Origin of the sequence: Pseudomonas sp. PS01300, assembly GCF_029960155.1 — a bacterium.
In the GTDB taxonomy this organism is placed as follows: Bacteria; Pseudomonadota; Gammaproteobacteria; order Pseudomonadales; family Pseudomonadaceae; genus Aquipseudomonas; species Aquipseudomonas palmensis.
On the sequence record NZ_JASCPN010000003.1, the window covers coordinates 187676 to 201630 of the forward strand.

The window sequence follows — 13955 nt, forward strand, 5'->3', positions numbered from 1 at the left end:
AGGCACCACCGCGCGTGCGGAGCATTTTCGTGCAATCCCGTGCCTCGCTTTGGGGCACCTGTCCACACCTGTAACACCTCTTGTCAATGTGGCGCTACACCGCGGCAGGGCCCTGGCGATGACCAGTTCGAAAGTACAAGTCAATGAAAAAAAACACTTTTTTTAGCTGGTGAAAAAATCGTCAGTTTGAGCGCGGGCCCCATTCTACCGGGGTTTGCGGGGTGTAGGAGGGGGTTGTCCACCGAGTTATCCACAGCTTCTGTGGATTGTCATGCGGGTCTGCTCTAGGACGCGGGTGCCAGCAATGCAGGAAGTGTCTGACAATTTTCGCGGCGCATTTCGGCTCGCGCGAAATGTCCACTGACGTGTCAAAAAAAAACATCGCCTGAAGGAAAAAAAGCCTCGAATTCCCTCGGGCCATGCACGAGAAAATCCGGTAGAGTGGCGCGCCTCTCGAGTTGCCTTCGCCGTTTTTTATGAAGTTTCGCAGCAAAACCCCAAGCCCCACTGCCCAACCCCCCGTTGCCGAGCCCCGACGTTTTTCGTTGAAGGTGGCCCTGTGGCTGCTCGACAGCCCGCGCCTGGGCGACAACCCCAACGTCAAGCACTTCGCCGGGCGCCTGCTCAAGCAACCGGCACGCCAGGGTGTGGTGGTGGCACAGAGCCGGCTGGGGCAGATGCTGTGCCGCGATTGCGGCAACGCCCGTGACCGGCGCATCGGCCACGAGCTGCTGCGCCAGGCTGCCCGGGCCGGTGACCGCAGGGCACAGCTCGAATACGGCCGTCTGTGCGCCCAGCCCCAGGTCAACGAGCCGGAGCAGGCACGTTACTGGCTGGAACAAGCCGCCGCGCAGGGCTCCAAAGAAGCCGTGCGGCTGCTCGGGCAACTCACGAGCCACTGATCGACCGCCCGGGGCTGTTAAGCTCTGGGGGATTTCCCTGGGGGTGAGCATGCTGTCTATGGCTGCAATGGATCTGACCAGCATCGTGCTGGGAATGGTGGTGGCGGCTTTGCCCGCTGTGGTGGTGCTGGTGCGTCTGCAACGTCAGCTGGCTGACACGCAGGCCGCCGCCGCACTGGCCGAGGAGCGCCTGAGCAGTGCGCTGCTGGCCCAGGAGGGCCTGAGCGCGCAACTCGACGCCAGTCGTGACGAAATCAGCGACCTGGGCCAGGCCAATGCCGCCAAGCAGGCCAGCCTGGCCGCTCAGGGCCGCGAGCTGGAGTTGCTGCAGATCGAGCGCGACAACGCACGCGATGCCGCCCATGCCTGGAACCTTGAACGCAACGCCCGTGAAGCCGAGCTGCGCCGCCTCGAAGCGCGCTGCGCCGGCCTTGCCGCCGAACTGCGCGAGCAGCAGGACAGCCACCAGCAGCGCCTGAACGATCTGCAGGGCTCGCGCGACGAGCTGCGTGCACAGTTTGCCGAAATGGCAACGAAGATTTTCGACGAGCGCGAGCAGCGTTTCGCCCAGACCAGCCAGCAGCACCTGGGGCAACTGCTCGACCCGCTCAAGGAGCGTATCCAGTCGTTCGAGAAGCGCGTCGAGGAAAGCTACCAGCAGGAAGCCCGCGAGCGCTTTTCGCTGGGCAAGGAACTCGAGCGCCTGCAGCAGTTGAACCAGCGCCTGAGCGACGAGGCCACCAACCTGACCCAGGCACTCAAGGGCCAGAAGACCCAGGGCAACTGGGGCGAGTTGATTCTGGAGCGGGTGCTGGAACATGCGGGGCTCGAAAAGGGCCGCGAATACCAGACCCAGGTCAGCCTCAAGAGCGCCGATGGCGAGCGTTTCCAGCCCGACGTGCTGATCATGCTGCCCGGCGACAAGCAGGTGGTGGTCGACTCCAAGGTCAGCCTCACGGCCTACCAGCAATATGTAAACGCCAGTGAAACCGACGTGGCCCAGGCTGCGCTCAAGCAGCATGTGCTGTCGCTGCGCAACCATGTCAAAGGCCTCTCGGGCAAGGACTACAACCGCCTCGAGGGCCTGCACAGCCTGGATTTCGTGCTGTTGTTCGTGCCCATCGAGGCGGCGTTTTCGGCGGCGCTGCAGGCCGAGCCCAACCTGTTCCAGGAGGCCTTCGACCGCCAGATCGTGATCGTCAGCCCGACCACGTTGCTCGCCACCCTGCGGGTCATCGACAGCCTGTGGAAACAGGAGCGCCAGAGCCAGAACGCCCGCGAGATCGCCGAGCGCGCCGGCTGGCTGTACGACAAGTTCGTGTTGTTCATCCAGGACCTGGACGAGCTGGGCAACCGCCTGCAGCAGGTCGACAAGGCTTATGCCGCAGCGCGCAACAAGCTCTGCGAGGGGCGCGGCAACCTGATCAGTCGCAGCGAGCAGCTCAAGCTGCTCGGCGCGCGGGCCAGCAAGAGCCTGCCGGCCGACCTGCTGGAACGCGCCATGGGCGGCACCGACAATCTTGCCGAAGGCCTTACTGCACCAGGCTCAGATGACGATTGAGCAGGGCGCGCAGGGCCGCCGGCTTGACCGGCTTGCTCAGGTAGTCGAGGCCGGCGGCATGTACCCGCGCCACGGTCTCGCCGTGGCCGTCGGCACTGATCACCACCCCCGGCACCGGCTCGCCCAGGCGCGTGCGTAGCCAGGCCATCAGTTCGGTACCGATTTCGCCGTTGTCCAGGTGGTAGTCCACCAGCGCCAGATGCGGGCGCAGGCCCTTGTCGAGCAGGGCGGCGCATTCCTCGCGGTTGCGCGCCGTCGACACCAGGCAACCCCAGCGGCTGAGCAGGCTGTTCATGCCGATCAGGATGCTGTCTTCGTTGTCCACGCATAGCACCTGCAACCCCGCCAGCGGCTGGCCGGCCTGTTCGGCTGGCTTGGCCTGGGCCGGGCTCGCGGCGCTGGCCAGCGGTACGCTGACGCGGAACACGCTGCCCTTGCCGGGCGATGAGCGCACCTCCAGCGGGTGGCCGAGCACCTTGCACAGGCCGTCGGCGATCGCCAGGCCCAGGCCCAGGCCTTTTTCGGCGCGGGTCTGGTGGCTGTCCAGGCGCTTGAATTCCTCGAAGATCACCTGCAGCTTGTCGTCGGCAATGCCCGGGCCGCGGTCCCATACTTCCAGCCACAGGCGGTCCCCGGCGCGGCGCACGCCCAGCAGGATCGGGCTCTTGCCATAGCGGAAGGCGTTGGTGAGGAAGTTCTGCAGGATACGCCGCAGCAGCTTGACGTCGCTGTGCACCCGCAGCTTGCTGCCACGCACGCGAAAATCCAGGCCCTGCTGCTGGGCCAGTACCTTGAACTCGGCACCCAGGGCGTCGAACAGTTCGCTGAGGGCGAACGGCTTGGCGTCCGGGTTGATCTTGCCGTTCTCCAGGCGCGAGATGTCCAGCAGGTCGCTGATCAGCTCTTCGGCCGAACGCAGGGCGCTGTCCATGTGCTGCACCAGTTGCTGGGCGTCGCCCGACAGGCCCTCTTCCTGGTGCGACAACGCGGCGGAGAACAGCCGTGCGGCGTTCAGCGGCTGCATCAGGTCGTGGCTCACGGCCGCCAGGAAGCGGGTCTTGGACTTGTTGGCCGCTTCGGCATGGCTCTTGGCCTCGGTCAGCGCCAGGTTCAGTTGCGACAGCTCGTGGGTTCGCTCGGCCACGCGCTGCTCCAGGCCTTCGTTGGCGTCCTTGAGGGCCTGCTCGGCCTCGCGGAAGGGGGTGATGTCGGTAAAGCTCATCACGAACCCGCCGCCGGGCATGGGGTTGCCGATCAGCTCGATCACCCGGCCATTGGGGAACAGCCGCTCGGAGGTGTGCGCGCGCCCCTGACGCATCCAGTGCAGGCGCCGCGCCACATGCACCTGGGCCTCGCCCGGGCCGCACAGGCCGCGTTCGGCGTTGTAGCGGATGATGTCGGCAATCGGCCGGCCGACACTGATCAGCCCGTCGGGGTAGTTGAACAGTTCCAGGTAGCGACGGTTCCAGGCCACCAGGCGCAGCGACTGGTCGACCACGCTGATGCCCTGGCTGATGTTCTCGATGGCCCCTTGCAGCAGGGCGCGGTTGAACTGCAGCACCTCGGAGGCTTCATCGGCGATGCGTACCACGTCCTCCAGCTGCATGTCGCGGCCTTCGATGGCCGCCTTGACCACGGCGCGGGTCGAGGAGGTGCCGAGCACGCCGGACAGCAGGCGCTCGGTGTGCTCGATCCATTCGCCGTCGGCGTTCTGGTTGGGGTTGAAGCCCTTGCCCTGGCGATAGGCGAAGCGGATGAAGCTCTGGCGCGCACGCTCTTCGCCGACGAAGCGCGCGGCCAGGTGCAGCAGGTCGTCGATCTGTACCGCCAGCAGCGAACGGCTGCTGGGCCGCGCGCTGGTTTCCTGGCCAATGAAGCGCCCGGCCTGCCAGTGCTCCGATACCCGCGTGCGCGACAGGATCGAAACCCAGGCGAACACCGTGAAGTTGCCTGCCAGCGACAGCACCACGCCCTGGGTCAGCGGGGTGATCGGCAGGTTGAGCGGGTTGCCGTGCAGCCAGGCCAGGCCCGGGAACAGCTCCAGCGACCAGCCCACGCTGTGGGCGGCAATCGGCAGTACCAGGGTGTAGAACCACAGGAAGGTGCCGGTGGCCAGGCCGGCGAACACGCCGCGGCGGTTGGCCTGCTTCCAGTACAGCGCACCGAGCATGGCCGGGGCCAGTTGGGTGACGGCGGCAAAGGCGACCTGGCCGATGGTGGCCAGGCTGGCGGTGGAGCCCAGCAGGCGGTAGCTGACGTAGGCCAGCAGCAGGATCACCACGATGGTCACCCGGCGTACCGTGAGCATCCAGTGGCGGAACACCTCGAACGGGCGCTCGGCGTTGTTGCGCCGCAGCAGCCAGGGCAGCAGCATGTCGTTGGAGACCATGGTCGACAGCGCCACGGCCTCGACGATGACCATGCCGGTGGCGGCCGAGGCGCCGCCGATGAAGGCCAGCAAGGCCAGCGCCGGGTGTGCTTCGGCCAGCGGCAGGCTGATCACGAACGAGTCCGGCAGCACCGAGTTGGGCAGCAGCATCTGCCCGGCCAGGGCAATCGGCACCACGAACAGCGCGGCGAGGATCAGGTAGGCCGGAAACACCCAGCGTGCCAGGCGCATGTCCTGCGGTTCGATGTTCTCCACCACGGTGACATGGAACTGGCGCGGCAGGCAGATGATCGCCATCATCGCCACGCCGGTCTGCACGATCATCGACGGCCAGTTGATGGTTTCCTGCCAGTAGCCGTCAAGGGCGGGCGCCAGGCGGGCCTGGCTGAACAGGTCGTCGAAGCCGTCATACAGACTGAAGGTGATGAACGCGCCCACGGCGAGAAACGCCAGCAGCTTGACCAGCGATTCGAAGGCGATGGCCAGCACCATGCCGCGGTGGTGCTCGGTCACATCCAGGCTGCGGGTACCGAACACGATGCTGAACAGCGCCAGCACCAGCGACACCACCAGCGCGGTGTCCTGCACGCGGCTGCCGGTGGCATCGGCCCCGGCACCGATCAGCAGGTTGACCCCCAGCACGATGCCCTTGAGCTGCAAGGCGATGTACGGCAGCACGCCCACCAGGCAGATCAGCGCCACCACCACCGCCAGGGTCTGGGACTTGCCGTAGCGCGCGGCAATGAAGTCGGCGATGGAGGTGATGTTCTCCTGCTTGCTGATCAGCACCATCTTCTGCAGCACCCAGGGTGCAAACAGCATCAGCAGTACCGGCCCCAGGTAGATGGGCAGAAAGGCCCAGAGTTGTTCGGCGGCCTGGCCGACCGCGCCGAAGAAGGTCCAGCTGGTGCAGTACACCGCCAGCGACAGGCTGTACACCCACGCGCGCAGGCGTGGCGGCAGCGGGGTGCTGCGCCGGTCGCCGTAGAAGGCGATGGCGAACATGATGGCCATATAGGCCAGGGCGACCAGGGCGATCAGCCCGCTGGACAGCGACATGAAAACTCCGAACGAAAAAACGGTAACGGCCAACCACGATCAATCAGTCTGGCACGCCGTTCTCACTTCGTCAGCGCCGACGAAGGTCGCAGTGGCAGAGCGTCGCAGTGCTCAGTCGCGCAGGGCCAGTTCGACCAGTTCATGCAGCTGCTGCAGGCTCGGGGGCGCTTCGGCGAACAGAATGCGAAACACCGTGGGAGCCACCAGCAGGTCGAGCAGCCGTTCCACCCCGGGGCCGGCTTCGCCACGCTGCTGCGCGCGGTCCAGCAAGGTCTGCAACTGGCCGCGCAGCAGGGTGGTGCAGTAGCCGGGGCAGGCGCTGCTGAGCACGTCGCGCATCATGTGTCGGCCGGGCTCGGAGCTCATCTCGTCCAGGTACTGCTCGGCCCAGGCCAGCAGGTCGCCGCGCAAGGTGCCGGTGTCGAGGGGTTCACTGTCGGGGTGCAGGCGCTCCACCGCCACGTCGGCCAGCAGCGCCGCCAGTTCACCCCAGCGCCGGTAGATGGTCGAGGGGGTGACGCCGGCACGTGCGGCCACCATGGGCACGGTCAGGCTCGCGCGGTCCTGCTCCTGGAGCAGGGCCCGCACGGCGCTGTGCACCGATTGCTGGACACGGGCGCTGCGACCACCCGTGCGAATACCTTCTTTGATCGCCATGGCGCGACCTTAACACAAAGGGTTTGCGTTAAGGATTCAGGGCGCGCAGACTGCGCAAAAGCTAACGGTTAGCTTTAGTGGAGAAAGCACATGATCGGATTGTTCAGCCGTTCGGCGTCGGCGCGTTTGCGGCTGGTGTACCTGGCCGTCGCGCTGCTCGGGTTTCTGGCGGCCTCGAGTGCGCCGACGCCGTTGTACCAGCTGTATCAGCATGCGTGGCAGTTTTCGCCGGCAACCCTGACCCTGGTGTTTGCGGTGTATGCCTTGAGCCTGCTGGCGGCGTTGCTGACGGTGGGGTCGCTGTCCGATTACCTGGGGCGCCGGCCGGTGATCTTCGTGGCGTTGCTGCTCGAGAGCGTGGCGATGCTGCTGTTCATCCAGGCCGAGTCGGTGCCCTGGCTGCTTGCGGCGCGGTTGCTGCAAGGCTTTGCCACCGGCATGGCCACCAGTGTGCTGGGCGCCGCGCTGCTCGATACCGACCGCGAACAGGGGCCGTTGGTCAACAGCCTGGCGCCGCTGCTGGGCATGGCCTGCGGGGCGCTGGGCACCAGCGTGCTGGTGGAGTTCGCGCCGTGGCCGTTGCGCCTTGTGTATGGGGTGCTGCTGGCGCTGTTCGTGGTGCTGGCGCTGCTGGTGTGGCGTTTGCCGGAGAGCGTCAGCCGCCAGCCGGGCGCGCTGCGCGCCCTGCGTCCGAGCCTGCTGGTGCCGCCTCAGGCGCGTGGCGCGGTGTGGCGCATGCTGCCGGTTAACATTGCGGTGTGGGCGCTTGGCGGGTTCTTCCTCTCACTGGGGCCGTCGCTGGTGCGGGAGGTGAGCGGCCTGGGCTCAAGCCTGGTCGGTGGCGCGCTGGTGGCGACCCTGACCCTCAGTGGTGCGCTGGCGATCTATCGGCTGCGCCTGCGCCCGGCACAGCAGGTGCTGGCGCTGGGCACCGGGCTGCTGGCCGGCGGGGTGGGGCTGATTCTGCTGGCGCTGTACAACGCCAGCCTGGTGCTGTTCTTCGCCGCCACGCTGGTGGCGGGCAGCGGCTTTGGTGCGGGGTTTCTGGGTGCGTTGCGCAGTACCCTGCCACTGGCCGAGGCCCATGAACGGGCGGGCTTGATGGCCACGTTCTACGTGCTGAGCTACCTGGCGTTCTGTGTGCCCGCGCTGGCGGCCGGGTTGATGGTGCGCCAGTTCGGGCTGGTGGCCACCAGCGAGGTGTATGCGCTGGTGCTGGTCGGGTTGTGCGCGGTGGCGGGGGTGTTGAACCTGCCGGCGATGCGCGGAGCGCGATCTATCTGATCTCGATGGTGCTGCGTTTTCCGGCAAGAGCAGCGTGGATCTTTGTCGGCGCCGGCCTTCAGGCCTGGCGCCGTGCCCCCAGGCAATAGAACAGCCCCGCAAGCCCCGCCGACAGCATCATCAGGTAGAACATCGCCGTCGGCATCAGGTGTGCCAGCGCAAACCCGCACAGCACCGGCCCCAGCGCTGCCCCCAGGTTGGACAGGTTCTGTGCGCCGTAATACACCCCGCGCAGGTGCTCCGGGGCAATGCTGTCGATGAACATGTATTCGGCCGGGATCACGATGATCTCGCCCAATGTGAACACCAGCATCGCCAGGCACCACACCCACAATGTCTGCGCCAGCGAGAACCCCAGCAACCCGATCACGAACAGCAGCATCCCGGCCAGCAGCCAGGGCATCAGCTGGCGACTGCCGATGCGCCGGCCGATGGCGTATTGCAGGGCGATCACCGTGATGGCGTTGGTCGCCACCAGGTAGCTGACGGTCTGGTTGGCCTGGATGGCCGATGTGGTGGTCACCAGGTACTGCGACAGGTAGGCCGTGAACTGGCCGAACACCACCGCACTGAGCGCGCCGCCCAGGGTGAAGTACACCAGGCGCCGATCGCCGAGCAGGTGCCTGCCGACCGCCAGCAGGCCCAGCGTCGGCCCGCCGAGCCCTGCGCGTGCCGCACGCTCGCCCCGGCGTTGATAGCTCAGGCACATGCCCAGCCCCAGCAATGCCGACAGCACGAACGGCAGCCGGTCATCCAGCAGCACCAGCGCCACCCCCACAAAAGGCCCGACGGCATAGGCGACGTTGCTCAGGGTGTATTTGATCGAGAACACCTCGCCGCGTGCCTGCACTGGCAACAGCGCGCAGAAGCCGGCCTTGGCGGCGATGTCCACCACTGCCAGGGTGAGGTTGATCACCACCAGGCAGGCAAACAGCATCCCCAGTTGCCGGCTGGCCACGGCCACGAAGAACGCCAGGGCGAAGGCCAGGGTGGAGAACACGATCACCGTGTAGCTGCGCAGGGTGTCGATCAGGTAGCCGCCGTACAGGCTCAGCAGCGAGCCGACGATCAGAGCACCGCCGATCATCAGGCCGATGGCGCTGATGCCCAGGGCGAAGTGCTCCGACAGGTACACCACCAGGTACGGCAGGGTGATGGCCCGCGCCAGGGTCAGCACGAAGGTGGTGCACAGCAGCAGGCGAACCTCAGCGCCATAGCCCCGCAGGCTTTCGAGCATATTTCACGTCCTTGTCCGGTGAGGTCAGCCGCCAGCATACGTCAGCCTTGAAAGGCTCGCGAACGGCTTATATATAGGTAAAACAGATAACAGTTAGAGAAATTACCCGTTATATCGATATTCCATAGGGTTGTAACATCGATTTCACCTCACCGGAGGACAGGAGACCGACACCATGACCTGCACCAAGATAGCCCACCCCTTGCGCCCGCTGAGCCGCCTGGCTCACCCGCGCGAGGTGATCCGACAGTTCACCCCCAACTGGTTCGCCGCGACCATGGGCACCGGCGTGCTGGCGCTGGCGCTGCGGCAGGCGGTGCCGGGGTTGTCGGGTATGGCCGAGGCGCTGTGGCTGCTGACCATTGGCCTGTTCGTGCTGTTCAGCGTGCTCTACACCGCGCGCTGGGTGATGTTCTTCGATGAGGCGCGGCGGATTTTCGCGCATTCCACGGTCTCGATGTTTTTCGGCACCATCCCCATGGGCCTGGCGACCATTCTCAATGGGGCGCTGGTATTCGGAGTCGAGCGCTGGGGCACGGGGGTGCTGCCGTGGGTCGAGGCGTTGTGGTGGCTGGACGTGGCCCTGGCGCTGCTGTGCGGGGTGGCGATCCCTTACCTGATGTTCACCCGCCAGGAGCACAGCATCGACCAGATGACCGCGGTATGGCTGCTGCCGGTGGTGGCGGCCGAAGTGGCCGCGGCCAGCGGCGGCCTGCTGGCCCCGCACCTGACGGACGTCCATCGCCAGTTCCAGGTACTGATCACCAGCTATGTGCTGTGGGCGGTGTCGTTGCCGGTGGCGTTCAGCATCCTGACCATCCTCACCCTGCGCATGGCGCTGCACAAGCTGCCCCAGGCGAGCATGGCCGCTTCGAGCTGGCTGGCACTCGGGCCGATCGGCACCGGTGCCCTGGGCATGATGCTGCTGGGCAGTGATGCACCGGCGATCTTCGCTGCCAATGGCCTGGGCAGCCTGGGCGAGATTGCCCGCGGGCTGGGGCTGGTGGCCGGTATCGTGCTGTGGGGTGCGGGGCTGTGGTGGTTGCTCACTGCCGTGTTGATCACGCTGCGCCATCTGCGCGATGGCATGCCGTTCAACCTGGGCTGGTGGGGCTTCACCTTTCCGCTGGGGGTGTATGCCCTGGCCACGTTGAAGCTGGCGGCGTGGCTGCAGTTGGGGTTCTTCACGGTGATGGGCCACGTGCTGGTGGTGGCGCTGGCAGGGCTGTGGCTGGTGGTGGCCAGCCGTACCCTGGCGGGGGCCTGGCGTGGCGAGCTGTTCGTGTCGCCTTGCATTGCGGGGTGCACGGGCAAGTGACAAGGGTGGCAGTTTCGCCGGCAAGGCCGGCTCCGGCAGGGTTTTGCTGGCGCTAGAAGGCCTTGTCGGCGAAGCGGTTCATGCGGTGGCTTGCATTTACCCGTGCATCTGTGGCTTTTTGCGGGCTGGCTTCCTCCAATAACAAAGCCCCACTCAGGACCCTGGACGATGAGTCACCCCTCACAGTTTGCCCTGCTGCAAAAACGGCGCTTTCTGCCGTTTTTCGTCACCCAGTCGCTGGGGGCGTTCAACGACAACCTGTTCAAGCAATCGCTGATCCTGGCCATTCTCTACAAGCTCAGCCTGGGCGGCGACGGCACGATGCTGGTCAACCTCTGCGCGCTGCTGTTCATCCTGCCGTTCTTCCTGTTCTCGGCCCTGGCCGGCCAGTTCGGCGAAAAGTTCGCCAAGGATGCGCTGATCCGCACCATCAAGCTGGCCGAGATCGTCATCATGGGCGTGGGCGCCGCGGGCTTTCTCTATAACCACCTGTGGATGATGCTGGTGGCGCTGTTCGCCATGGGGACCCATTCGGCACTGTTCGGCCCGGTCAAGTACTCGATCCTGCCCCAGGCCCTGCGCGAAGAGGAGCTGGTGGGCGGCAACGGCCTGGTGGAGATGGGTACCTTCCTGGCGATCCTGGCCGGCACCATCGGCGCCGGGGTGATGATGTCCAGCACCCACTACGCGCCCATCGTGGCCAGCGCGGTGGTGCTGGTGGCGGTGCTGGGCTACCTCGCCAGCCGCGCAATCCCCCGTGCCGCGGCCTCGTCGCCGCAACTCAAGCTGCAATGGAACATCTTCAGCCAGACCGTCGCGACCCTGCGCATGGGCCTGAAACAGACCCCGGCGGTATCGCGCTCGATCGTGGGCAACTCGTGGTTCTGGTTTGTCGGCGCCATCTACCTCACGCAGATCCCGGCCTATGCCCAGGAGTGGATGTACGGCGACGAAACCGTGGTCACGCTGATTCTCACGCTGTTCTCGGTGGGCATCGCGGTGGGGTCGCTGCTGTGCGAGCGCCTCAGCGGGCGCAAGGTGGAGATCGGCCTGGTGCCGTTCGGATCGTTCGGCCTGACGGTGTTCGGCCTGCTGTGGTGGTGGCATTCGGGGGATATCCCGGCCGCCGGCGCGCCGTATGACTGGCTCGCCCTGCTGGGCATGAGCAAGGCCTGGTGGATCCTGCTGTCGATCATGGGCCTGGGTGTTTTCGGTGGTTTCTACATCGTGCCGCTGTACGCGCTGATCCAGTCGCGCACCCCCGAAGACGAGCGTGCCCGGGTGATCGCGGCCAACAACATCCTCAATGCACTGTTCATGGTGGTCTCGGCCGTGGTCACCATGCTGTTGCTGGGGCTGGCCAAGCTGAGTATCCCGCAGCTGTTTCTGGTGGTGTCACTGCTCAACATCGCGGTCAACACCTATATCTTCCGCATCGTGCCCGAGTTCAGCATGCGCTTCATGATCTGGCTGCTCAGCCATTCCATGTACCGCGTCGAACACCGCGACCTGGACAAGATCCCGGATGAAGGCGCGGCGCTGCTGGTGTGCAACCACGTGTCGTTCGTCGATGCGCTGCTGATTGCCGGGGCCGTGCGCCGGCCGATCCGCTTTGTCATGTACTACAAGATCTACCGCCTGCCGGTGCTCAATTTCATCTTCCGTACTGCGGGGGCGATCCCGATTGCCGGGCGCAACGAAGACCTGACGACCTACGAGCGTGCGTTCGAGAAAATTGCCGCCTACCTGGCCGACGGCGAGCTGGTGTGCATCTTCCCGGAAGGCAAGCTGACCTCCGATGGCGAGATCGATGCATTCAAGGGCGGCCTGAGCCTGATTCTGGAGCGCACGCCGGTGCCGGTGATTCCGTTGGCGCTGCAAGGCCTGTGGGGGAGTTTCTTCAGCCGTGACCCGGCCAAGGGGTTTTTCCGGCGCCTGTGGTCGCGGGTGACCCTGGTGGCCGGTAGCGCCGTACCGGTGGAAACGGCGCAACCGGCGCTGTTGCGCGAGCGGGTCAGCGAACTACGCGGCACCTGGCGCTAGGCGGGGGGGCCGGGGTCAGCTGGCGCTGACCTTGAGCCCCACCAGGCCGATGATGATCAGTGCCACGCTGGCCAGGCGCATCAACGCCATGGATTCGCCAAACAGGATGATCCCGGCGATCACCGTACCCACTGCGCCCACACCGGTCCAGATCGCATAGGCGGTGCCCAGCGGCAGTTCCTTCATGGCAAGGCCGAGCAGGCCGAGGCTGACCGCCATGGCGGCAACCGTGAGCACAGTGGGCAGGGGGCGGGTGAAGCCGTCGGTGTATTTGAGGCCGATGGCCCAGCCGACTTCGAACAGGCCTGCGAAAAACAGGATGATCCAGGACATGCGCAGTACTCCATCTGTTGATGGGGCCGTCCCCGGATCGGTCACGCGGTGCGTCGTGAGGTCGTCCTCACAGTGCGCACTATAGTGCACATTTCCTTGCCGGGGGGCAAGTGGCGGTCAACGCGTGGCGTCGACCGCTGCCGTTTCGGCGACGGGTTCTTCCATGCGCCGGAACCAGGTCGAGAGTAGCGCACCGGAGATGTTGTGCCACACGCTGAACAGCGCGCTGGGCACCGCCGCCAGGGGCGAGAAGTGCGCACTGGCCAGTGCCGCGCCCAGCCCGGAGTTCTGCATGCCGACTTCCAGCGCCAGGGATTTGCGCTGGGCCAGCGGCAGCTTGAACAGCTTGCCGGTGACGTAGCCCAGGGCGAACCCGAAGGTGTTGTGCAGGATCACCACCGCCATGATCAGCAGGCCCGATTCGGCGATCTTGGCCTGGCTGGCCGCCACCACCGCGCACACGATCAGCACGATGCTCACCACCGACACCAGCGGCAGCACCTGCACCGCCAGGTGTACGCGCGGGCCGAGCAGGCGCTGGGCGAGCACGCCGAGCACGATCGGCAGCATCACCAGTTGCAGGATCGACCAGAACATCTCCATGAACGAGACCGGCAGCCAGGCCGAGGCCAGCAGCCAGATGAGCGCGGGGGTCAGCAGCGGGGCGAGCAGGGTGGTGACGGCGGCTATTGCCACGGCCAGGGCCAGGTCGCCCTTGGCCAGCCACGCCATCACATTGGAGGAGGTACCGCTTGGGCAGCAGCCGACCAGGATCACGCCCACGGCGATTTCGGCGGGCAGGTGGAACAGCTGGCACAGCAGCCAGGCCACGCCCGGCATGATCACGAAGTGGGCGACCACGCCCAGGGCCACGCGCCAGGGCTGGCGGAACACGGCGGCGAAGTCTTCGACCTTGAGGGTCAGGCCCATGCCGAACATCACCAGGCCCAGCAGCGGCACGATGGCGACCTTCAGGCCGATGAACCAGGCGGGTTGGAAGAAGGCCAGGAGGGCAAACAGCAGCACCCACCAGGCGAATGTATTGCCGACGAAGCGGCTGAGGGCGGCGAGGGCGCGCATGGGGGTGCTCCTTTTTTATTATCGGCGGCCCCATCGCGGGTCAAGCCCGCTCCCACAAGGATTGCAGCGACCCTGTTGGAGCGGGCTTGACC

General features: G+C 65.9%; 10 protein-coding genes. 5 read left to right on the forward strand and 5 right to left on the reverse strand.

Translation table 11 applies throughout. From position 1 onward, the window contains the following. The first annotated feature begins 476 nt into the window (after positions 1-476). Together QMX96_RS03265 and rmuC are read left to right on the forward strand one after the other, a co-directional pair. Complete coding sequence (locus tag QMX96_RS03265) at positions 477-902, forward strand: SEL1-like repeat protein (protein ID WP_100635013.1); 426 nt, start codon at positions 477-479, stop codon at positions 900-902. 175 nt (positions 903-1077) lie between these two features. Continuing rightward, positions 1078-2463, forward strand: a complete 1386-nt coding sequence (gene rmuC / locus QMX96_RS03270) for a DNA recombination protein RmuC (RefSeq protein WP_162484864.1) — start codon at positions 1078-1080, stop codon at positions 2461-2463. On the opposite strand, the gene QMX96_RS03275 is transcribed toward rmuC, so the two are convergent. Together QMX96_RS03275 and QMX96_RS03280 are read right to left on the reverse strand one after the other, a co-directional pair. Next, on the reverse strand, positions 2435-5911 hold the full coding sequence (locus QMX96_RS03275; RefSeq protein ID WP_043860010.1) for a hybrid sensor histidine kinase/response regulator: 3477 nt from the start codon (positions 5909-5911) through the stop codon (positions 2435-2437). The two genes, rmuC and QMX96_RS03275, sit on opposite strands and share 29 nt — an antisense overlap. A gap of 111 nt (positions 5912-6022) precedes the next feature. Beyond that, positions 6023-6568, reverse strand: a complete 546-nt coding sequence (locus tag QMX96_RS03280; RefSeq protein WP_043860011.1) for a TetR/AcrR family transcriptional regulator — start codon at positions 6566-6568, stop codon at positions 6023-6025. Between the two features lie 90 nt (positions 6569-6658). On the opposite strand from QMX96_RS03280, the gene QMX96_RS03285 reads away from it, so the two are divergent. Further along, the gene (locus QMX96_RS03285; protein ID WP_282361177.1) at positions 6659-7852 is read left to right on the forward strand and encodes an MFS transporter; all 1194 of its coding nucleotides are present in this window, start codon (positions 6659-6661) and stop codon (positions 7850-7852) included. A gap of 58 nt (positions 7853-7910) precedes the next feature. Here the strand turns inward: QMX96_RS03285 and QMX96_RS03290 are convergent, their stop codons facing one another. Continuing rightward, positions 7911-9089 (reverse strand): MFS transporter, encoded by a 1179-nt coding sequence (locus QMX96_RS03290; RefSeq protein WP_282361178.1) that lies wholly within the window; start codon positions 9087-9089, stop codon positions 7911-7913. Between the two features lie 175 nt (positions 9090-9264). Between QMX96_RS03290 and QMX96_RS03295 the strand changes: the two genes are divergently transcribed. Beyond that, on the forward strand, positions 9265-10407 hold the full coding sequence (locus QMX96_RS03295) for a TDT family transporter (RefSeq protein WP_058541019.1): 1143 nt from the start codon (positions 9265-9267) through the stop codon (positions 10405-10407). A gap of 168 nt (positions 10408-10575) precedes the next feature. Then, the gene (locus tag QMX96_RS03300) at positions 10576-12450 is read left to right on the forward strand and encodes an MFS transporter (RefSeq protein ID WP_282361179.1); all 1875 of its coding nucleotides are present in this window, start codon (positions 10576-10578) and stop codon (positions 12448-12450) included. A gap of 15 nt (positions 12451-12465) precedes the next feature. On the opposite strand, the gene sugE is transcribed toward QMX96_RS03300, so the two are convergent. Next, a complete protein-coding gene (gene sugE / locus QMX96_RS03305) occupies positions 12466-12783 on the reverse strand; it encodes a quaternary ammonium compound efflux SMR transporter SugE (RefSeq protein WP_043860016.1) in 318 nt (105 codons plus the stop codon). A 117-nt stretch (positions 12784-12900) separates the two neighbouring features. After that, entirely contained in the window at positions 12901-13863 is a 963-nt protein-coding gene (locus QMX96_RS03310) for a bile acid:sodium symporter family protein (RefSeq protein ID WP_043860017.1), read from the reverse strand. Between the last annotated feature and the right edge of the window lie 92 nt (positions 13864-13955).

What these genes read in the sequence shown, in the direction of transcription:
- QMX96_RS03310 (WP_043860017.1), bottom strand. Translation starts at nt 13,863, where the DNA reads ATGCGCGCCCTCGCCGCCCTCAGCCGCTTCGTCGGCAATACATTCGCC.
- QMX96_RS03280 (WP_043860011.1), bottom strand. Translation starts at nt 6,568, where the DNA reads ATGGCGATCAAAGAAGGTATTCGCACGGGTGGTCGCAGCGCCCGTGTC.
- sugE (WP_043860016.1), bottom strand. Translation starts at nt 12,783, where the DNA reads ATGTCCTGGATCATCCTGTTTTTCGCAGGCCTGTTCGAAGTCGGCTGG.
- QMX96_RS03295 (WP_058541019.1), top strand. Translation starts at nt 9,265, where the DNA reads ATGACCTGCACCAAGATAGCCCACCCCTTGCGCCCGCTGAGCCGCCTG.
- QMX96_RS03290 (WP_282361178.1), bottom strand. Translation starts at nt 9,089, where the DNA reads ATGCTCGAAAGCCTGCGGGGCTATGGCGCTGAGGTTCGCCTGCTGCTG.
- QMX96_RS03265 (WP_100635013.1), top strand. Translation starts at nt 477, where the DNA reads ATGAAGTTTCGCAGCAAAACCCCAAGCCCCACTGCCCAACCCCCCGTT.
- QMX96_RS03275 (WP_043860010.1), bottom strand. Translation starts at nt 5,911, where the DNA reads ATGTCGCTGTCCAGCGGGCTGATCGCCCTGGTCGCCCTGGCCTATATG.
- QMX96_RS03300 (WP_282361179.1), top strand. Translation starts at nt 10,576, where the DNA reads ATGAGTCACCCCTCACAGTTTGCCCTGCTGCAAAAACGGCGCTTTCTG.
- QMX96_RS03285 (WP_282361177.1), top strand. Translation starts at nt 6,659, where the DNA reads ATGATCGGATTGTTCAGCCGTTCGGCGTCGGCGCGTTTGCGGCTGGTG.